Annotated in this window: 14 protein-coding genes; 7 read left to right on the forward strand and 7 right to left on the reverse strand. The window is 70.3% G+C overall.

Features of this window, described 5'->3' with window-relative positions:
- Window positions 1-34: 34 nt before the first annotated feature.
- From ACFY1J_RS21905 to fdh, 4 genes are all read right to left on the reverse strand, one after another.
- On the reverse strand, window positions 35-2866 hold the full coding sequence (locus ACFY1J_RS21905) for a lectin (RefSeq protein WP_390708042.1): 2832 nt from the start codon (window positions 2864-2866) through the stop codon (window positions 35-37).
- 312 nt (window positions 2867-3178) lie between these two features.
- Window positions 3179-4075, reverse strand: coding sequence for an NrfD/PsrC family molybdoenzyme membrane anchor subunit (gene nrfD / locus ACFY1J_RS21910; protein ID WP_390708043.1), 897 nt, complete (start codon window positions 4073-4075; stop codon window positions 3179-3181).
- Window positions 4076-4101: 26 nt separating this feature from the next.
- Window positions 4102-5031, reverse strand: a complete 930-nt coding sequence (locus ACFY1J_RS21915; RefSeq protein ID WP_390731715.1) for a 4Fe-4S dicluster domain-containing protein — start codon at window positions 5029-5031, stop codon at window positions 4102-4104.
- Window positions 5028-8336 carry a formate dehydrogenase gene (gene fdh, locus ACFY1J_RS21920; protein ID WP_390731716.1) on the reverse strand — a complete coding sequence of 1103 codons (3309 nt, stop codon included), beginning with the start codon at window positions 8334-8336 and terminating at the stop codon, window positions 5028-5030. The genes ACFY1J_RS21915 and fdh overlap by 4 nt, the downstream gene beginning before the upstream one ends.
- A gap of 146 nt (window positions 8337-8482) precedes the next feature.
- Between fdh and ACFY1J_RS21925 the strand changes: the two genes are divergently transcribed.
- Window positions 8483-9232 (forward strand): PP2C family protein-serine/threonine phosphatase, encoded by a 750-nt coding sequence (locus tag ACFY1J_RS21925; protein WP_390708046.1) that lies wholly within the window; start codon window positions 8483-8485, stop codon window positions 9230-9232.
- Here ACFY1J_RS21925 and ACFY1J_RS21930 read toward each other — a convergent pair.
- Window positions 9198-9881, reverse strand: coding sequence for a protein-L-isoaspartate(D-aspartate) O-methyltransferase (locus ACFY1J_RS21930; protein ID WP_390708047.1), 684 nt, complete (start codon window positions 9879-9881; stop codon window positions 9198-9200). The two genes, ACFY1J_RS21925 and ACFY1J_RS21930, sit on opposite strands and share 35 nt — an antisense overlap.
- A gap of 223 nt (window positions 9882-10104) precedes the next feature.
- Here ACFY1J_RS21930 and ACFY1J_RS21935 point away from each other — a divergent pair, with 223 nt between their 5' ends.
- On the forward strand, window positions 10105-12780 hold the full coding sequence (locus tag ACFY1J_RS21935; protein WP_390731717.1) for a SpoIIE family protein phosphatase: 2676 nt from the start codon (window positions 10105-10107) through the stop codon (window positions 12778-12780).
- A gap of 94 nt (window positions 12781-12874) precedes the next feature.
- Here the strand turns inward: ACFY1J_RS21935 and ACFY1J_RS21940 are convergent, their stop codons facing one another.
- Window positions 12875-13183, reverse strand: coding sequence for a hypothetical protein (locus tag ACFY1J_RS21940; protein ID WP_390708049.1), 309 nt, complete (start codon window positions 13181-13183; stop codon window positions 12875-12877).
- A 245-nt stretch (window positions 13184-13428) separates the two neighbouring features.
- Here ACFY1J_RS21940 and ACFY1J_RS21945 point away from each other — a divergent pair, with 245 nt between their 5' ends.
- Complete coding sequence (locus ACFY1J_RS21945; protein WP_390708050.1) at window positions 13429-14424, forward strand: serine/threonine-protein kinase; 996 nt, start codon at window positions 13429-13431, stop codon at window positions 14422-14424.
- A 7-nt stretch (window positions 14425-14431) separates the two neighbouring features.
- Here the strand turns inward: ACFY1J_RS21945 and ACFY1J_RS21950 are convergent, their stop codons facing one another.
- The gene (locus ACFY1J_RS21950; protein ID WP_390708051.1) at window positions 14432-16867 is read right to left on the reverse strand and encodes a SpoIIE family protein phosphatase; all 2436 of its coding nucleotides are present in this window, start codon (window positions 16865-16867) and stop codon (window positions 14432-14434) included.
- 286 nt (window positions 16868-17153) lie between these two features.
- Between ACFY1J_RS21950 and ACFY1J_RS21955 the strand changes: the two genes are divergently transcribed.
- From ACFY1J_RS21955 to ACFY1J_RS21970, 4 genes are all read left to right on the forward strand, one after another.
- On the forward strand, window positions 17154-17384 hold the full coding sequence (locus ACFY1J_RS21955) for a response regulator transcription factor (protein WP_263215444.1): 231 nt from the start codon (window positions 17154-17156) through the stop codon (window positions 17382-17384).
- A gap of 243 nt (window positions 17385-17627) precedes the next feature.
- A complete protein-coding gene (locus ACFY1J_RS21960) occupies window positions 17628-18581 on the forward strand; it encodes a polyprenyl synthetase family protein (protein ID WP_390708052.1) in 954 nt (317 codons plus the stop codon).
- The gene (locus ACFY1J_RS21965; protein ID WP_390731718.1) at window positions 18578-18832 is read left to right on the forward strand and encodes a hypothetical protein; all 255 of its coding nucleotides are present in this window, start codon (window positions 18578-18580) and stop codon (window positions 18830-18832) included. Before ACFY1J_RS21960 ends, ACFY1J_RS21965 begins: the two co-directional genes overlap by 4 nt.
- 236 nt (window positions 18833-19068) lie before the next feature.
- Window positions 19069-20808: a trypsin-like peptidase domain-containing protein gene (locus tag ACFY1J_RS21970; protein WP_390708053.1), complete on the forward strand. Its 1740-nt coding sequence runs from the start codon at window positions 19069-19071 to the stop codon at window positions 20806-20808.
- Window positions 20809-20814: the final 6 nt, after the last annotated feature.

Raw genomic sequence — 20814 nt, forward strand, 5'->3', positions numbered from 1 at the left:
GGTGGTGTGCGGACACCCGGGTGTCGGGGGGATGTCAGGCCGGTGGGAGGGTCCACCTCTGCGCGGCGGTCCCGTTGCAGGTGTAGATCTGCAGTCGTGTGCCCTCCGTGGTCGAGGAGTTGGGATCGTCGAGGCAGAGGCCGGAATTGGGGTTCGTCAGGGAGCCGTCGGTGCCGATCGTCCACTTCTGGGCGCCGGTGCCGTTGCAGGTGTAGAGCTGGACGAGCGTGCCGTTGGTCGTCCCGCTGTTGGACACGTCGAGGCACTTGCCGAGGGTGCGCAGGGTGCCGTCGGCCGCGATCGTCCAGTCCTGGGCGTAGGTGCCGTTGCAGGTCCACAGACGGATCGCGGTGTGGTCGCCGGTGCCGGAGTTGGCGTCGTCGATGCACTGCGCGGAGTTCACGCCGGACTTGACGGGACCCACCCGTGGTTTCGGCGGGGCGGCCGTGTCGCCGGGGTAGGAGGGCGGGGCCGCCGACGGGGCCGAGGCCCAGGCGGTGTTCGGGCCGGTGCCGAGCGTGTAGTTGAGCGTTCCGCCGGAGGTGATCGCGCTCGGGGGTGCGTAGGCGTTGTTCCACGCGGACCCGTTGAACGTCGCGGACTGCACATACGGTGCGTTGTCCGCGGCGCCGTCGCCGTTGATCGTCAGGGTCTTGCCGGAGGGCAGGGTGATCACGGCCTGGGGGAACAGGGGCGAGCCGAGTGCGAGGTCCGACGTTCCGGGCGTCATGGGGAACATGCCCAGCGCGGACCAGACGTACCAGGCACTCATCGCGCCGAGGTCGTCGTTGCCGTCGGCGAGTCCGGCGGGGGTGTTCGACCAGATCTGGTCCTGGATCGAGCGCACCGTCGCCTGGGTCTTGTACGGCTGGCCGATGTAGTCGTACTCCCAGGGCAGTTCGATGCTCGGCTCGTTGCCGACCCATGCGTAGCCGTTGGCGCCGGTGTAGCTGCGCAGCACGGTGTCGAGGTAGTCACCCATCGCCTTGTTGCCGCCCTTGGCGGTGGCGAGTCCGCCGACATTGAAGGGCACCATGCCCGAGTAGATCCACGAGTCGGCCTCGACCATGTCCGTGCCGCTGGTGGGGTCGAAGCCGCCCGTCCAGGAGCCGTTGGCGTTGCGGGGCTGGACGAAGCCGGACGCCGGGTTCAGCACATTGCGCCAGTCCTGCGCGCGATGGGCGTACGTCTGCCGGCTCCGGGTGTCGCCGAGGGCGCCGGCGAAGGCGGAGAGGGCGAAGTCCGCGGTGTTGTACTCCAGGGTGGTGGCCACCGGGCCGTAGAAGTTGCAGCAGCCGTAACTGCCGTCGTGCGGTTCGTAACCCGGGTTGTCCAGGTAGTTGAGACCCGGTCGGTCGTTGTTCGCGGTGCTCGCCTGTTTCAGCAGGCCGGCGAGTGCCTTCGCGGTGTCGAAGTTCCGCGCGCCGAAGGCGTGGTAGTCGGCGATGATCGCCGCCGCCGGGTCGCCGACCATGACGTAGGACTCCCCGTTGTTCTCCGACCACTTGGGGAAGATGCCGGTCTGGGCGTAGTCGTCGGTCATCGACTGGGCGGTGTCGGAGGCGACCTGAGGACTCACCAGTGCTTCGAGCTGGGCCTGGGAGCGGTAGATGTCCCAGCCGGAGTAGTTGGCGTACGCGGCGTCGTGTCCGGCGTCGACCTGGTGCGTCCTGCCGTCGAAGCCGTAGTACTGGCCGTTGGTGTCGCTGATGACGTTCGGGTGGAGCAGTGAGTGGTAGAGCGCCGTGTAGAAGATCTTCTGCTGGTCCGCGGTGCCGCCGCCGATCTGCACCTTGCCCAGTGCCGTGTCCCAGGCCTTGTGCGCCGCGGAGCGGACACTGTCGAAGTTCCAGCCGGTGTTCTCGGCGTTTCGATTGGCGGCCGCGTTCGCCACCGAGACGTAGGAGACGCCGACCTTCGCCTGGACGACCTGGTTCGCGCTCGTGTTGAACGTGACATGCGCGTTGGAGGCGGCGGCGCCCGGGGTCGCGTCGTGGGGCACCGCGTCGTGGGCGCGGGGTTTCGGCATGGAGCCGTGCAGGCGCGGCTTGTTGGGCGTCTCCGGGGCGTTCTTGTCGGCCCGCTCGGCGGAGGGCCCGGACGGTTTCGTCCGGGGGGCGAGCGTGCTGCCGCTGGAGGTGAACGGCTGGTCGAAGACCATGTCGAAGTAGACGGTGTAGGTGTTTCCCGCGCCGCAGAATCTCCCGCTGGTGACCTGGCCGCTGACCTCGGTGTCGGAGACGACGTCGAACTGTGTCGAGGTGCCGCCGTTCTGACTGCTGGTCAGCTTGAAGATCAGGTTGGCCTGGGAGGTCGCGGGGAAGGTGAAACGCGCCATGCCGCTGCGTGTGGTGGAGGTGAGTTCGGTGGTCACCTTGTTGTCGAGGGCCACCTTGTAGAAGCCGGGTGTGGCGGACTCGTCGGCGTGCGAGAAGGAGTCCGTGGCCGCGTTGTTGACGGTGCCCACCGTGGGCAGTACCGGTATGTCACCCGCGGCACCGCATCCCGGTCCCGCGATGTGGGTGAGGCTGAATCCGGTGATCGAGGAGTCCTTGTACTCGTACCCGCCGCCCGGTGGCCGTGACGGAGTGTCAGGACTCCACTGGACCATGCCGAAGGGCACGTCCGCGCCCGGGAAGTCGTTGGCGTCGTTCGTCGTTCCGATGAAGGGGTTGACCAGGTCCGCCGGGGACGACACGAGCTTCGGCGAGCTCGCCGGCGCCGCCCGGGCGACGGGGGCGGGCAGCGCGTACGCGCCGAGGAGTGCCGCGCCGGCGGCGGCGCCCAGGACCGTGCGGATCGGGCGGCCGCGGCACGGCCGTCTGCGCGCACCAGGCCGGCGGCCACCGGCCGGAGTCGATAACATCGCGATCTGCCTCCTGAGGGGATGCGTTCGGGAGCACACCGAGCCGGACGGACGACGAAAGACCCAGCGGGGGCGACCAGTTGGGGTGGTGGAGAGGGAAGCGGCGGAGTCCGGTAGGTGACAACGTTGTCTCCTGACAACGTTGTCTCACTCCTGACCGGCCGACTCGGAGCACTGTCGCAACGTAGCCACTGGACGTGCACACGTCAATAGTGACGACGCATCAGATCCTCGGCGCACAGGCCGTCGGGGTTGGGTTCAGCCACGTTGCAGCCAGCCGTCAACATGCCCTACATAAAAGGGAGTTGCACTCTACGACTCGTGGTCCCGCCCAAGCCGCCGCCGCTGAGTGGTCACCACATGGGCCGGGTCCTCGGCGGACGCGATGCCTGCCGCGAAGATGCCGAACCGGTTGCACAGTCCGGCTGCCAGGTACGACCCTCCGGCCAGGAGCCGGGCCGTTCGGCGACCGGCGAGAAGCGACAACCCGGCTCCGGCCGCGGTCAGTGCCTTGCTCAGGGTCAGCAGCCGACCCGGCCGGTCCATCAGGTAGGGCTCACCGGCCGGTCCGAGCCGTCGCTCGATGCGGCGCATCGCGGCGAGTTCCATGCCCACGCCGAAGAGGCTCATCCGGATCGGCGGCCTGTGGTCCGCGCCGGGGGCGCAGAGCAGTGCGGCACCCGCGGCGCTGGTCAGCGCGCTGCCCGCGAACACATACGGCAGTTCCGGATACGCCTCGTGCCACGCCGGCACCGCGGTGTCGGAGAGCAGCACCGCGGTGTACGTGCACATCGCAGGCCCCAGCACCCCGGCACCGAGTGCGGCGAGCCGGCCGAGCCTCGGCAGCCGTCCGGTCGCCAGCGAGGCGGCCGAAGCGGTGGCGAGCGTGGAGAACGGCGCGAGGATCCAGGAGCCCACCGACAGTGGCGAGGTGGGCTTGAGGACGCGCAGCATATGGGTGAACCGTTCGGGTCGGCCGAGGTCATGGACCAGTGCCGTGACACTGGCCACCGACGCGGCGGCGGCGACCCACCGGCCTGTTCCGGCCAGTTCCCGGCGGCCGGTCAGTTCGGCCACCGCAGCCATGGTCGCCGAGGCACCGGCCGTTCCTCCGAGGAACAGATAGGCCGGCACGTCCGGCACCTTCCACGTGGGACGCTTGAGGATCGGCCGGCCGTAGTACGACCGGAACTCCGCGCGCGGAACCATAAGGCGCTCCCGCTCACCGCTCCCCGTCACGGCTTCCTCCTCTCCACGGTCCCCCGCCCCAGGAAGGACAGCGCCACGCTCACGGCCACGCCCACGGCGGCCGTGGCCGCGTGCCGCCACATCGACGGCAGGTCGCGGGTGGTGACCACCGGGTCCGGCGGGAGCCCGTACACCTCGGGCTCGTCCAGCAGCAGGAAGAACGCGCCGTCACCGCCGACGCCGTCGTTCGGATCCCGGCCGTACAACCGTGCCTGGTCCACGCCGCGCTCGTGCAGCTCGGCCACGCGCCGGTCGGCCCGCTCGCGCAGTTCCTCCAGCGGGCCGAACTGGATGGAGTCGGTCGGGCACGCCTGGGCGCAGGCCGGTTCCCGGCCCGCTCCCAACCGGTCGTAGCACAGCGTGCACTTGAAGGCCCGGCCGTCGCCGGGACGGATGTCGATCACGCCGTACGGGCAGGCCGGCACGCAGTAGCCGCAGCCGTTACAGATGTCCGCCTGCACCACCACGGTCCCGAACTCCGTGCGGAACAACGACCCGGTCGGGCAGACGTCCAGGCAGGCGGCGTGGGTGCAGTGCTTGCACACATCGCTGGACATCAGCCAGCGCACCTGGCCGTCGCCGGTTTCCGCGTCGGGAACGGGCGGGCCGACGGTCGGCATGCCCAGATCGACCGGGGGCCGCTCCGGCGTCACCTTCTGCTCGATGAACGCCACGTGCCGCCAGTTGTTGGCGTCCAGCGCGCCCGTGTTGTCGAACGACTGCCCCAGCAGGTCGAGTTCCTCGGTCTCCGCCGGGACCAGGTTCCACTCCTTGCACGCCACCTGGCAGGCCTTGCAGCCGATGCAGACGGAGGTGTCCGTGAAGAACCCCATCCGGGGCGGGTGGGTGTCCGGGTAACCGGCGTCCGCGGCGGGGTCGGCGAGCGGGCCGGACAGCCTGTTGCGGTCCGCGGTCATGGCTGCCCCTCTCCTGGGCCCGGCGGGGTGTCGTCGCCCGGCGGGGTGTCGTCGCGGAGGCCGGCGCGCAGCCGGTAGGCCGCCACGTGGGCGACCAGCGCCGGGCCCCGTGGACGCCTGCCCGGCCGGATGTCGCAGGTCGCCGCCTTGGACTCCTGGATGCGTACGTTCGGGTCGAGCACCACGGACAACAGGTCGTTGGCCGAGTCACCCGTGGAGAGCCCGTCCGGGCCCCAGTGGTAGGGGATCCCCACCTGGTGGATGGTGCGGCCGCGGATCCGCAGGGGTTTGATCCGGTCGGTCACCAGGACTCTCGCCTCGACCGCCGTGCGGGCCGTGGTGATGGTCGCCCAGCCCAGGTGCTTCAGGCCTCGCTCCGTGGCGAGTTCCGGGGAGACTTCGCAGAAGAACTCCGGCTGCAGCTCGGACAGATAGGGCAGCGTACGGCTCATGCCGCCGGCGGTGTGGTGCTCGGTGAGCCGGTAGGTGGTGAACACGTACGGATACACCTCACTGCCCGCCGGGTGGTACCGGTTGGCCGGGTGGTCGTAGGCCTGGAGCGTGGGGTTCGTCTGCCGGCCGTACAGCGGGTTGTCCACCGGCGACTCGTACGGCTCGTAGTGTGCGGGCAGCGGGCCGTCGGCCAGTCCGGCCGGTGCGAACAGCCAGGCGCGGCCGTCGCTCTGCATGATGAACGGGTCGGTGCCGGCCAGGGCGTCCTGGGCCCTCGCGTCCGGTGGCGGCCGGTAGTCGGGCGGCTTGTCCGCCTCGAAGTCCGGGACGTCGTCCCCGGTCCACCGGCCTTGTCCGGCGTCCCACCACACGTACCGCTTGCGCTCGCTCCACGGTCGTCCCTCGGGGTCGGCCGACGCCCGGTTGTAGAGGATGCGGCGGTTGGCCGGCCAGGCCCAGCCCCAGTCGGGGGCGACCCGGCTCTGTTCGTCGCGCGGTCGGCGGTTCGCCGCGTGGTTGTGCCCGTCGGCGTGGACCCCGCAGTAGATCCAGACTCCGCAGGAGGTGGAGCCGTCGTCGCGCAGCTGCGTGAACGTCGACAGCGGCTGCCCGTCCGGCCCGTACCCGTTGATCTCGGCCAGCACGGCGTCGGCGCTCGGTTCGGCCGACGGGCCCGACGTCGGGTAGTCCCAGGTGAGGTCGAGCAGGGGGCGGTCGCGTGGGTCGGTGGATCCGGCGAGCTTCTCCCTGATGATCCGTCCGAGGTGGTGGTAGAACCACAGGTCGCTGCGGGCGTCGCCGGGCGGCTCGACTGCCGCGTGGTGCCACTGCAGCAGCCGCTGGGTGTTGGTGAAGCTGCCGTCCTTCTCCGTGTGCGCCGCGGCCGGCAGGAAGAACACCTCCGTCGGGATCTCCTCGGTGCGCAGCTCACCGGTCTCGGTCTCCGGGCCGTCCTTCCAGAAGGTCGCGCTCTCGATCAGCCGCAGGTCACGGACCACGAGCCAGTCCAGGTTCGCCAGGCCGAGGCGCTGGAGCTTGCTGTTGGCCGAGCCGACCGCCGGGTTCTCGCCGACGAGGAAGTACCCCTTGCACTCCCCCGAGAGCTGGTTGAGCACGGTCTGGTAGGTGCCGTGGTCGCCGGTCAGGCGGGGCAGCCAGTCGAAGCGGTAGTCGTTCGCCTCGGTGGCCGCCTCTCCCCACCACGCCTTGAGCAGACTCACCGTGTACGCGCGCATGTTGCCCCAGAAGCCGGTGGTGCCGGCGTCCGCGGCCACGAACGCGTCCAGGTCCTGGTGCTGGTGGGCGTGCGGCATGGGGATGTAGCCGGGCAGCAGGTCGAACAGCGTCGGTACGTCCGTGGAGCCCTGGATGCTGGCGTGTCCGCGCAGCGCCAGGATGCCGCCGCCCGGCCGCCCGATGTTGCCCAGCAGCGTCTGCAGGATGGACGCGGTCCGGATGTACTGCACCCCGACGGTGTGCTGGGTCCAGCCGACGGAGTAGCACAGTGCCGTGGTGCGCTCGCGTCCCGAGTTGGCGGTGATGGCGTCGGCCACGCGCGCGAACAGCTCGCGGGGAACGCCGCAGACGTCCTCGACCAACTCCGGCGTGTAGCGGGCGAAATGGCGCTTGAGCACCTGGTACACACAGCGCGGGTGGCGCAACGTCGGGTCCATGGCCGGCTTCCCGCGCAGGGCGGGGCCGCCGGAGCCGTACGACTGCGCGCGGGAGCTCTCGTGCGCCTCCCTGCCTCCGTGCTGCTGTCCGGCAGCCGTGCCCCGCTCGCCCTCGTCCCCCGATGCCCGCCACTGGTCCCGCTCCCCGGCCGCGGCCGCGACCCGCGCGCCCTCGTACATCCAGCTGGTGCTCTCGTAGTGGTGGCTGTCCGGGTCGTAGCCGGAGAACAGCCCGTCCAGGTCCTCGGTGTCGGCGAAGTCCTCGCGCAGGATCGCCGGGGCGTTGGTGTAGGCGACCACGTACTCGCGGAAGTCCTTGTCGTTGCTCAGCACATGGTTGATCAGGGCGCCGAGGAAGGCGATGTCGGTTCCGGCCCGGAGCGGTACATGGACGTCCGCGAGCGCGCTGGTGCGGGTGAAGCGGGGGTCGACGTGGATGATCGTGGCACCCCGTTCCTTGGCCTCCATCACCCACTGGAAGCCGACCGGATGGCACTCGGCCATGTTCGAGCCCTGGATGACGATGCAGTCGGCCTCGGCCAGATCCTGCTGGAACGTCGTGGCTCCGCCACGGCCGAACGAGGTCCCCAGACCGGGGACGGTGGCGGAGTGTCAAATCCGCGCCTGGTTCTCGATCTGGATCGCGCCCAGTGCCGTGTACAGCTTCTTCATCAGGTAGTTCTCTTCGTTGTCCAGCGTCGCTCCGCCGAGAGAGGCGATGCCGAGCGTGCGCCGGACCGGAACACCGTGGTGCGTGTCCTGCCAGGTCTGCCGACGGGTCTCGAGGACCCGGTCGGCGATCATGTCCATCGCCCGGTCGAGCGGGATCCGCTCCCATCCCGCGCCGTGCGGGGGCCGGTGCAGGACGGTGCTGATCCGGCCGGGGCCGGTCACCAGCTGTTTGCTGGCCGAGCCCTTGGGGCACAGCCGGCCGCGTGAGATCGGGGAGTCCGGGTCGCCCTCGATCTGGGTGAGCTTCCCGTCCTTGACGTAGACCTTCTGGCCGCAGCCCACGGCGCAGTACGGGCACACGGACCGTACGACCCTGTCGGCCTGCTCGGTGCGCGCTGACAGCTGCTCGGTGCCGCGCGAGCGGGCCGCGCTTCCCCTGCCCAGCACGTCGTCACCGGTGATCTGCCGGTACACCGGCCAGCCGTCGATCCACTGCCGCAGGCCCATGGCGAGCTCCCGCCTCGTGCCTTCCGCTGTCGCAGCCAACGTAACGCCGAGACTTGCGGGAGTCACATCGAGCACGCCTACCCTTGAGACATGACCATCGGCCGACCTAGGGTTTTGTGCCCTGTGCGGGAAGGCGGTGGCGTTCCGTGCCGTACGTGGCGGTGAGTGCGCTGAGCCATCCCGGGCTGCTGCGCTCCCGGAACGAGGACAGTCTCGTCATCGGACCGTGGACGCTGTGCGCCACGGTGACCGAGAGCCCGCAGACCCTGTACTTCCCGCTCGCGACGCCTCTCGTCGTCGCCGTCGCCGACGGGCTCGGCGGGCATCCCGGAGGCGAGGTGGCCAGCGCCCTGGTGGTCCGCCGGATCGCGTCGATCGGTCCCGCCCTGAGCAGCGAGGAAGCCGTCCGCGACGCGCTGAACGACTGCAACCGCGCCGTGTACCTGGCCTCCGGCGGTGACGAGGGAAGCGAACTCACCACCATGGGGACGACGATCGCCGGCGTCGTCGTACTGCCCGACTCGCTGCTGGTGTTCAACGTGGGCGACAGCCGGGTCCTCGCGGCCTCCAGCCGCGGGCTGCTCCAGGTCAGCGTCGACGACAGTCCTCCGCTCGAACCCGGGCGGCGCACCACCTCACTCGTGACGCAGTGCCTGGGCGGCACCGACACGTACCGCGCCGTCCAGCCCCATGTGGCAGCCGTCTCCCTGTCGCTCGGTGACCGCTACCTCATCTGCACCGACGGTCTGACCGATCCGGTGCCGCCTGACGTGATCGACGACGTGATGAGGGAGCACGACGACGGCCGTGCGGCGGTCGGGCTGTGGAAGGCCGCCATCGAGGCGGGCGGCCCCGACAACATCACGCTGGCGGTCGTGCGCGTCGCGGACGCGTAGGGAACTCCGCATCGCCCGGCAAAAAGGCGTATTGCCCCTGCAGTCGCACGAAGCACGCCCCGGTCACCATCCGCAACTGCTCCAGCCCCGATGAGGTGCGCTCGAAGCACACCACCTGCTCGTGCCCGCCGGGACCGATCGGCTGCACCAGTCGGCCGCGCGGCCGTACCTGAGCGACCAGGGGCGCGGGCACGTCCGGGTACGCGGCGGACACGAGGACGGCGTCGTAGGGAGCGCGGTCGGGCACGCCGCCGCTGCCGTCGCCGATCCGCAACTCCACGTTCCGTACGCCCTGCCGTGCGAGATTCTCCCGCGCCTGGTGGGCGATGCCCGGCCGCGTCTCGATGCTGACCACGTCGGCGGCCAGCCGGGCGAGCAGCGCGGTCTGGAAGCCGAGGCCGGTACCGATTTCAAGGACGTGCTCGCTGCCGTCCAGACCGAGGCTCTCGATCATCATGGCGGACAGCGACGGCTGAGTGGTGACCTGTCCCTGCCCGATCGCTATGGGTACGTCGCGGTAGGCGTCGGCCACGTATCCGGCCGGGACGAATGCGGCCCGGGGTGTCGTTCGCACGACTTCGAGCAGCCGCTCGTCCCTGATCCCGGCGGCTCTGAGGGCTCGTACGAGATCTGCCGGCTCCTTGGGCATGGTCTTCACGGGAGGGTCACCACACACCAGGCTAGGACTCGCTCGGCCGCGACGGTTCCGGCTGAGCAGGTCAGGGGTCACGCGGCGGTGTTATGAAGGTTGTATGGGACCTTTCGGGCCTTTTCGGAGCCCGTCGCGTCATCCCCTCATCCGGCGGCTGCGTGACCGGGATTCCCTGCTGAACCCACGCAGCGCGGCCGGACAGGGGTTCCTCCTCCAGATCATGATCGTGGTGCTGCTCGTCGTGGCGGCGGTGGTGGCTCTGGTGATCCAGGCGGATCGGGACGCCCTGCGGCAGGGACGTCGCGAGTCGGTCGTCGCGGCGCAGGCGTTCGCGAACGCCCCCGGCGTGGACGAAGCGCTGCTCAGCCGGGATCCGAGCGCGGTACTGCAGCCGCGAGCCGAGGCAGCACGCAAGAGGACGGGTGTCGATTTCGTCGTCGCCATGAGCACCGACGGGATTCGCTATACGTATCCCTACCCCGAGGAGATCGGGAAGAAGTTCGTCGGCACCATCAAGCCGGCGCTCGAAGGCCGCACCGTCATCGAGCAGGCCGGCGGTCCGCCCCTGCCCGCGGGCAAGGGGATTGCCGTGCAGGCCGTGGTCCCGGTGACCGACTCGCACGGAAAGGTCGTCGGGCTGGTCTCGGCCGGGATCACGGTCACGAACGTGACGCAACGCTGGATGCCACAACTGCCGATCATCCTCGTCTCCGGCGCCTTCGCGCTGGCGCTTGCGACGACCGGCACCACGCTGATCTCCCGGCGCCTGCGGCGTCAGACGCACGGTCTGGCGCCCGCGGAACTGGCGCGGATGTACGAGCACCACGACGCGGTCCTGCACTCGGTGCGGGAAGGAGTACTGATCGTCGACGCCGACGGGCGTCTGGTGCTGGCCAACGACGAGGCGCAGCGGCTCCTTGGCCTGCGCTCCGACGCGCTGGGGCGCCCGGTACGGGAGCTGGGACTTCCGGAGCAGCTCACGCAGGTGCTCACGTCACCGGAGATGGTGACCGACGAGGTGCATCTCGCGGACGACCGGTTGCTCGCGGTGAGCAAGCGGTCCACGCTCCGGGACACGAACCGGCGGAGCAACGTGGTGACCCTGAGGGACACCACGGAGCTGGTCGCGGTCTCCGGGCGGGCCGAGGTGGCGCGGGAGCGGCTGACGCTGCTGTACGAGGCGGGTATGCGGATCGGGACGACGCTGGATGTCCGGCGTACGGCCCGGGAGCTGGGCGATGTCGCGGTGCCGCGGTTCGCCGATCTCGTCACCGTGGATCTGCTGGACGCGGTGCTTCGCGGGCTGGAACCGACGGCGGAGGGATGGCGGCATCTGCACCGTGCGGCGCTGAGCGGTGAACAGTCGAGGATGCCGGTGTATCCACTCGGCGAAGTGATCACCTTCTCGCCGGACACCCCGCAGATGCGGACGCTGCAGGAGGGGCGGGGTGTGCTGGAGGCGGACCTGCGGCAGGCCCACGCTTGGCAGCGGCAGGATCCGGAGCGCACCGAGAAGGCCCTGGAGCGCGGGCTGCATTCCCTGGTGACCGTGCCGCTGCTGGCCAGGGGCGTGCCGCTGGGCGTGGTGAACTTCTATCGGACGGTGGATTCCCCGGCGTACGAGCAGGATGATCTGTCCGTCGCTGAGGAGTTGGGCGCGCGGGCCGCGGTGGCGATCGACAACGCCCGTAGGTTCGCCCGGGAGCACGCGACGGCGGTGACACTGCAGCGCAGTCTCCTGCCCCGGGGACAGCCGGAACAGGACGCGCTCGAGGTGGCCTGGCGGTATGTGCCCGCGGAGGCCGGAGTGGGCGGGGACTGGTTCGACGTCATCCCGCTGCCGGGCGCCCGGGTGGCACTGGTGATGGGCGATGTCGTCGGGCACGGGCTGCACGCGGCGGCGACGATGGGCCGGCTGCGCACCGCGGTGCACAATTTCTCCACGCTGGACCTGCCGGTCGACGAGGTGCTCGGGTACCTGGACGACCTGGTCGTACGCATGGACGAGGAGGAGGACACCGACGAACTCGCCGAAGGCCACGAGGGTGAGGGGGTGACGGGAGCGACGATCCTGTACGCGGTCTACGACCCGGTTTCGGGGGCGTGCACGATGGCCCGCGCGGGGCACCCCGAACCGGTGGTGGTGGGCCCGGACGGAACCGTCACCTGTCCCGGCGTGCCGGCCTCGGCCCCGCTGGGTCTGGGCGGCTACCCCTTCGAAACCGCCGAGCTGCACCTCACCGAGGGTTCCCAACTGGTGCTCTACACCGACGGTCTGGTGGAGGACCGTACCCGCGACATCGACGTGGGTCTGGAGAGGCTGCGCCGGGTGTTGGGCGGGGCCGGGGGCCGCACCGCGGAGGAGACCTGCGGCATGGTGATGGATGCCCTGAAGCCCAAGCACCCCGGCGACGACATCGCGCTGCTGACGGCGCGGACCCGGCTGTTCCCGCCCTCGCGCGTGGCCGAGTGGGACGTACCGTCGAACCCGGCGGTGGTGCCGTCCATCCGGGCCGAGTGCAGGGAGAAGCTGCGGGAGTGGGGGCTGGAGGAGGTCGCCTTCACCACGGAACTGATTCTCAGCGAGCTGACCACGAACGCCATCCGGTACGGATCACCACCGGTCAAGCTGCGGCTGCTGAACGGGCGCTATCTGACCTCCGAGGTGTCGGACGGCAGCAGCACCTCGCCCCGGCTGCGGCGGGCGGCGACCACGGACGAGGGCGGCCGGGGGCTGTTCCTCGTGGCACAGTTCGCGCAGCGGTGGGGCACGCGGTACAACCGTGGCGGCAAGGTCATCTGGGCGGAACAAGTCCTCCACGACGGCGCTTCCGCCACCGCCGCCTACACACCGGTCGACGTTCTCCTCGAACAGTTCGGCGATCCCACCCTGTGACCTCGCCAGGCAGACCCCGCCCGTGAGTCGGCGCATGCGAAGGGGGGGACGCGCCCGCGATGGGCGCGCCCCCTCGTGTCCGCGGCGACCACCGCTACAGCACGATGATCACGAAGGATCCGTTGTCGAAGAAGCGGTGATCGAAGCGGTGATCGAAGTGGTCGAAGCGATCAAAGCGGTCGAAGCGGTTGCCGAAGCAGAACCCGGGCCGGTCGAAGCAGAACCGGCTGTGGTCGAAGCAGCGGAAGTCGCTGCGGCCGAAGCACATGTTGGTGGTCACCTGGGGGTGCACGGCGGGGGCTGCCGCCGCGGCCGTGCCTGCTGCGCCGATCGAAGCGCCACCGGCCATCAGAATGCTGACCGCGGACGCCGCGACGAGACGCCTCGCGCGGTGTGCTCGCATGACGGATGCACTCTTCCTTCCATCGTCTCGCGCGACTCTCAGCGTCACGAGAGGGATGGCCGCAGCCGCAAGGGGCTGCGGTTGCGGCCCTACTTTCAGTACGTCGGCGGAGCCGTTTGGGATTGCGCTTCGAAGCGCCTGCGTCAAGTCCCGAGCTGTCGGAACATGACCCTGTCGTCCTGCGTGCGCATGATGCCGGACATAGGGTTTTGGCGTGAGTGGGCGGTAGGGGCAGGTGACGAGTAATGCGCGAGACGTTCGATCTGGTGGGGACGCAGATTGCCGGATACGAGGTGCTGCGTGAGATCGGGCACGGGGGAATGGCGGTGGTGTACTGCGCCAGGGATCTGCGCCTCGATCGGACGGTGGCGTTGAAGCTGCTCACTCCGGAAATGGCCCGCAATGACACGTTCCGCAAGCGTTTTGTGCACGAGTCGCGGGTGGCTGCCGCGATCGACCATCCTCATATCGTGCCGATTTTCGAGGCCGGCGAGAAGGACGGCGTGCTGTACATCGCCATGCGTTATGTGTCGGGGTGCGATCTACGGGCCTTGATCGACCGGGAGGGCGTGCTGAGCGTCGACGCCGCACTGCGCATCGCGGGTCAGGTCGCGTCGGCGCTCGATGCGGCCCATGAACACGATCTGGTGCACCGGGACGTCAAACCGGGCAATGTCCTGGTGGCACAGGGCACGGACAGCGAGCATCCCGAGCATGTTTATCTCACGGATTTCGGACTGACGAAGAAGTCCTTGTCGCTGTCGGGATTCACGACGGTGGGGGAATTCGTCGGAACGCTGGACTATGTGGCGCCGGAGCAGATTTCGGGTCGCCCGGTGGATGGCCGATGTGACCTTTACAGCCTTGCCTGCGTCGTCTACGAGATACTCGCGGGCAGGCCTCCTTTCCGTCAGGAAGATGACATTGCGCTGCTCTGGGCCCATCAGTACGACAGTCCGCCTCCCCTGAGTGAGATGCGGTCGGAGTTGCCGCCGGAGCTGGACGGTGTGATCGCGAAGGCGCTCGCCAAGGTTCCCGAGGACCGTTACGAGTCGTGCCTGGAGTTCGTGGGCGCATTGCGGGCTGCCACCGGCGGTTCCCGTACAAGGTCGCCCGCACCGACTCGCGGCGGTCGCCGGACGGTCACGGCCGTGCCGCATTCCGATCCGATCCCCGGCCCGCCGGCCTGGGCACAACCGGTCTTCGACGCGTCTCCCAGTTCTTGGTCGCCCGGTTCTTGAGCGTGTTTCAGGCCTCGCTGAGGAACTGCTCGGCCCAGACGGTCTTGCCCGCCGAGGTGGGGCGAGCCCCCCAGCGTTGCGAGAGCTGCCCGACCAGCAGGAGGCCGCGTCCTCCCTCGTCGAAGGTGCGAGCCCGCCGCATATGGGGCGCGGTGTTGCTGGAGTCGAACACTTCGCAGGTCAGGGTGTGGTTGTCGTGGATGAGGCGGAGCCGGATGGGGGGTCGGCCGTAGCGGATCGCGTTGGTGACCAGCTCGCTCACCACTAGTTCGGTGATGAACGCGGCCTCGTCCAGGTGCCAGGCGGAGAGCTGGTCGGTGGCGAGCTGACGCGCGTCGGCGACCGTGGCAGGGTCGAAGGGCAGGTCCCAGGTGGCGACCCGGTCGGCGTCCAGGGCCTTCGTACGGGCGATGAGCAGGGCGATGTCGTCGTCGGGGCGGTGGGTGAGCATCGAGGTGAGGACCCTGTCGCACACCGCGTCGAGGCTCTGGGCGGGGTGGGCGAGGGCGGCGAACATGGTGTCCAGGGAGTCGTCGATGTCATGGTCGCGGGGTTCCAGCAGGCCGTTCGTGTAGAAGGCGATCAGGCTGCCCTCGGGCAGTTCGGTCTCGATGGCTTCGAAGGGCAGACCGCCCAGGCCCAGCGGGGGACCCGCGGGAACGTCGAGGAAGCGGACGGCGCCGCCGGGCGTGACCACGGCGGGCGGGGGGTGGCCGGCCCGGGCGAGGGTGCAGTGGCGGGAGACGGGGTCGTAGACGGCGTACAGACAGGTGGTACCGACGCCACCGGCGGTTTCGGAGGCGTTGTCGGTGCCTCCCTCCTCGGCGGACAGATGGATGACGAGGTCGTCGATGTGGCTGAGCAGTTCGTCGGGCGGCAGGTCGACGTCGGCCAGCGTGCGGACCGCGGTGCGGACCCGGCCCATCGTGGCGGAGGCGCGGATCCCATGGCCGACGACGTCGCCCACGACGAGGGCGACCCGGGTGCCGGACAGCGGGATCACATCGAACCAGTCGCCGCCCACGCCGGCCTGGCTGACGGAGGGCAGGTAGCGGGTGGCGATGTCCATGGCCCCCTGCTCGGGCAGTGACTGCGGAAGCAAGCTGCGCTGCAGGGCCATGGTGGAGGTGTGCTGCCGCTCGGGGCGGCTGGCGCTGTGGATGCTGGTGGCCGCCTTCGCGGCCAGTTGCTCGGCCAGCCACAGATCGTCCGCGTCGAAGGGGTCCGGGCGCTGATGCCGCCCGAACAGGGCCACACCGAACGAGCTGTCGCCGGCCCGGATCGGCACCACCATCAGCGAGTGTGTGCGGCTGTCACGGATCCACGCGGCCTGCGGGTCCTCCTGAGCCCAGTGGATGACGGCGTCCTCGCCGCCCGAGTGCACCGCGGCCCGGCCCTCGGCCAGGCACCGGGCGAGCGGCGACCCGGCCGCGCAGCGTCGCGGTCGGTCCATGGGCCGGGGCGCGGGGTACTGCTCGGTCACAGCCTGCACCGCGACGCGGCTGAGAGTGAGGCCCACAGCCGACCAGGAGGGGGGCGGCTGGCCGCGCCGAGGGGTGTCCAGCAGGTCGACGGTGCAGGTGTCGGCGAGTCGCGGGACTGCGACGTCGGCGAGCTCCTGCGCGGTGCGATGCGTGTCGGGGCTGGTACCGATGCGCCGTCCCGCGTCGCTCAGCAGGCGCATCCGCTGCTGGATGAGCTGCTCGGGCGGATGGGAGTGTGCCGTCAGGGATACGGCTCGTACCTGGCCGGCGGAGTCGACCAGCGGCGCGAGACCGCCCTGCCAGGTGCGCTGCGGGTCGACGGGGTCCAGGCAGAGGGGGAGGTCCTGCGACTCACCGCCGTCGAGGATCCGTCGCATGCTCGTCTCGGCCTCGTGACTGGCCGGGTGCGGGACGATGTCGGGCAGACGCAGCCCGCGCATCGTGTCCTCGGTCAGGGACAGCGCCCGCTCCATTCCGGCGCTGGCCCGCACCAGTCGCAGATCCTGGCCGAAGACCGCGAGAAGGCAGGGAGAGCGGTCGAAGGCCCACTCCCCCAGTGCTCTGTCGCTGTCGGGATGCGACGGGCTGGTCACCGCGGACACGATCAGCCACTCCGCGCCCGTGCCCCCCGGTACGGGGCGACGGTGCGCCAGTACGTGGCGCTCCACCCGGTAGCCGTCCCGGTGGCGCAGTACGACGGCGCCGCCCCACCGCCGACGTGCGGCTGCCTCCCGCCACGCCCGGCCGACGGCCTCGCCCGGAACGTCGGCGAGCAGACGTGCGGCCTCGTGTCCCACGACCTCCGCGGGCCGGTAACCCAGCAGCAGCCTGGCACCGTCGCTCCATCCCGTCACGATGCCCTGCACATCGACGGTGGCCGTAGCGGAGTAGGCCCGAGGAGGCACAGCGTGTGCGTGAGCCTGCGCCTGCTTCCTGGGAGGGGTGGGAAGTCGCTCCATCGCCGCTCATCCTTCGACGAACCTGCCCGGCCGAGGCCCTCTAACCAGCATGATCCCGACGGCCACGGAGCACCAGTCCGCCGCCGGACGGCCTCGGGCGTCGGTACGAACCCCTGGCCACCGCCCCCCGGGGGCCCTGTGACACGCCTGTGACAGTCGGCGGACACCGTGATGACGTCGGCCGATCAAAGTATTTGGAAACGGACAAATTGCAGTTTTCGGGCATGTGTCCTGCTTCCGTCGACGTGAGCAGCGATGACCGAGCCGATCTGTCAGAGGAAACCTCATGAGCCTCACCGCTACTACGCAGCACGACGAAGACACCGTGCCCGCGCTGGCCCCGCGTGAGCGAGAGACCCTGCAGCACATCGCCGCGGGTCACACCTACCTGCAGACGGCTCGTCACATGGGACTGTCCAAGCACACGGTCGACGCCTATCTCCGCCGCATCCGCGCCAAGCTGAACATCAACAGCACCGCGGAACTCACCCGGCTGGCCATCTCCCTGGGCCTGTGACAGCCGGCGGGCAACTGTATGACTTCGACCCTCATACGGGTGAGTTGACGCAGGGTCGCCCGGGGCAGCCGCCTTCCGGACCGCTACGAAGATCACACGTAGCCGATGGCTCTGTCTCGCGCTAAGGAGAAGCCCGTGGCTGACGCGCCGCCTGCCCCGCCCCCACCTGCACGGTCCGGGCCGGAGGCGGTACTCCGGGGCGAGATCGCCCGCTGCGTCCGCCCGTGCGGAGCCGGAGTCCCGGTGCTCACAGAAGCATGCGCGGCCGCGCTCGACCCGCCGGGCAAGCTGCTGCGGCCCCTGCTGCTGGTGTACAGCGCCCTGGCCGTCGGCGGGGTGCTGGAGCAGGTGGTGCCCGCGGCGGCGGGGCTGGAGTGCGCCCATGCGGGGAGTCTCGTCCACGACGACCTCATCGACCGCGACGCGGTACGCCGGGGCCGGGCCGCCGTCCACGCGCGGTTCGGTCCCGGGACCGCGGTGGTGGCCGGTAACTCGCTGTTCTTCGCCTGGTTCGACGCCCTCGCCGAATGCGCCGACCGTGGCGTACCGGCCTCCCGCATCGTCGCGGCGATGCGGGTCCAGGCCCGCGCCGGGCGCGAGGCGTGCGAGGGCGCGGCCCGGGAGCTCGTACAGACCGGGGATCTCGGCATCCAGGTCGAGGAGTATCTGGAGATGGCGCGGCTGAAGACGGCGGTACTGTTCTCGGCGGCCTGCCGCATCGGTGCCGCCCTCGCGGGCGCCGGTGAGGGCGAGGCCGCGGCGCTGACCGGCTACGGCGAGGCACTCGGCATCGCCTATCAGATCCGTGACGACCTGCTCCCGTACACCGGCGGCCTGCCGGGCAAGCCGTCCGACAGCGACCTGCGCAACCAGCGGCCCACCCTCCCCGTTCTGCTCGCCCGTGACCATGCCGGCCCGGCACAACGCGAACAGCTCGCCCGTGCCTTCACCACCGCGCCGGACGAGCGGACCGGGAAACGGATCCGGGAACTGGTCACCACGACCGGTGGCCTCCACGCCGCGGCAGAGCTGGCGCAGCAGCACATCCGCCGGGCCCTCGCCCACCTCGACGCTCTGCCCGACACCACCGCCCGTGACCGCCTCTCCGCGTTCGCCGTCGACGGCACGGCCCGGACCCGCTCCGGCATCGAAGGCATCAAAGGCATCGAGGCCCCCGCAAGCGAGACCCGTACATGACGACGGCCACCGCCCGGGTGGTGCGGTGCGCGACGTTCGACGTGCTGCACGGCCGACGGCTGCAGCAGGACGGTCACGCGCAGTCCGCACACGTCGACGCGGCGCGGGATCCCCTCTCCGAAGCCGTCGCCTCGCTCGACGCCGACGTTCTCGCGTTGCCGGGGGCTGGGTCCTCGACCCGGCCGAGCCCGGGCTACGGGTGTACGGTCCCGGACACGGGAGTGCCGGGCACCACACCCCCTCGCACGTGATCGGCACGATTCCCGGGGCGGTGCTCAATGCCGCCGAGTTGGTGGAGCGATGGCGTACGGCTTCACCTGTGGCCGCGCCCGCGTTGCGCGGCTGGCGTGGAGCGCGCACACCTCGGACGGCGATCTCGGACCATCGGCCCTTGTTGGTCGAACTGACCCTGTGAACATCGGGACAACCCCAAGTACCGCCCGTAACAATGGGCATACACGCGGCAGTGTGACGACGGGGGCGTGCCATGGAAGGCGTGGTGGATGTCGGGAACAGTCCGGTCATGCAGAGCTCCGAGTGGCACGCCAGGATCGAGTGCGCGGGTCAGGTGGTCGGTGCGGGTTTCCTGGTGACCCCTGACAAGGTTCTGACCTGTGCTCATGTCGTGCACGGCAGTGCCGAGTCGGCGGTGGCCGTGTCCTTCCCGCAGCTCCCCGCCTCCCCTCCCGTTCCGGCGCGCGTCGTCGTGCACGGCGGCTGGTCCGGCGGCGTCACCGATGCCGGGGACATCGCCGTCCTCGAACTGGACCGCCCGGTGTCACTCGCCCCGGCCGCCTTCGCGCCTCCCGGGGCCGAGCGCGGAAGTCCCTCACCCGAACTGGTCGCGTACGGCTTCCCGGAGGGGTCCGACGAGGGCGTACTCGCCTCCTACCGTGCCGTGCCCGGCCCGCTGATCCTCGACGAGTGGGTCCAGTTGGAGGCGTTCACGGCGCACGGCCAGCCACTGGCGGCGGGGTTCAGCGGCGCGGCGGTGGCACTCGCCGACGGCACGGTGGTCGGCATGGTCTCGGCCATCACGACCGCCCCGGGCGTTCTGGTCGGCCGGATGCTGCCCACCCGGGTCCTGCAGCGCTACTGGCGCGACCTGCGCAGCCTGGTCCCGGAGTCGCCGCGCGCGGCCGCCGACCGGGCACGGCTGCGCGAGCTGGTCGAGAAGGCGGTCCGCGCGGGCCTGGAGTGCGATCCGGTGCGGCTCTACAACGCCGCCGCGGGCGACTACGACCCGCCCGCACCGCAGGACGGGTTCGACTCGCTCCGGTCGGCGGCGCTGTTCGTCCTGTGTGAACTCGACGGACGTGAGGCCAAGGACACCGTGACCCGGTTCGCCGACCGGCTGGCGGCCCTGCTCGGTGCCGGTGGTCCGCAGGAGTCCGGGCCCGACTGGTCGCCCATTCTCGTCGAGTTGGGGCCCAGTGGTGAGGGCGAGGGCCAAGTGCGCGTCGAGGTCTCGGCGTTCAGCGAAGGCCGTCGGCACCCTGTCGCCTCGGACACCGTGCCCCGTGCCGGGCTGAGTGCATACGTCCAGGACCGCATCGAGGCAGCCATCCTTCATCTCACGCCCGGGGCGGATGAGTTGATCACATTTTCCCTGCCCCGCGACTGGCTCCACTGGCCCGTCGACACCTGGGAGAGGGACCCCGACGACGAGCGTCCTCTCGGCTGCGTCCATCCCCTCGTCGTCACCGACCACGCGCGCCGCAAACCGACGGCCCGGAACGACCTCACCAAGGCGTGGAACCGGCTCGACTCCGCCACCGGCTGCCGGATGGAGCGCGTCGAGTGCGGGGGATCCGTCGGCCCCAAGCAACTCCTGAACAGGCTCTGGCAGGCGGACGCATGCCTCGCGGGCTTCGCCACGACTCCCCAGACGACCCGCACCCGCAGTCACTTCAACAAGTCGGTCACCGCACCGGCCCCGGTCATCGCCTGGTCGCGCAACGGCTGCGGCACCGGGGAGTTGGGAGAAGGGGACGCGTGCGCGGGCAACTGCGCCGGAACGGCGTTCCTGGACCGGCTCGACGACCGGGTCGCCGGCGTGCCGCCCGCCGAACTCCCGCTCCACATCCGCGAACTGCGCCGTGCCGCCTACACCACGGACGACCCGGCCGGACACTGGGCCGAGGGCATCCAGCTGCTGTGGGACGACCCACGCCGTTTCACCGACCCGCACGCCACCGCCGCCCACTCCCGCTCACCCGTCGCCTGAACCCAG

This window comes from Streptomyces sp. NPDC001406 (assembly GCF_042895285.1).
GTDB lineage: Bacteria > Actinomycetota > Actinomycetes > Streptomycetales > Streptomycetaceae > Streptomyces.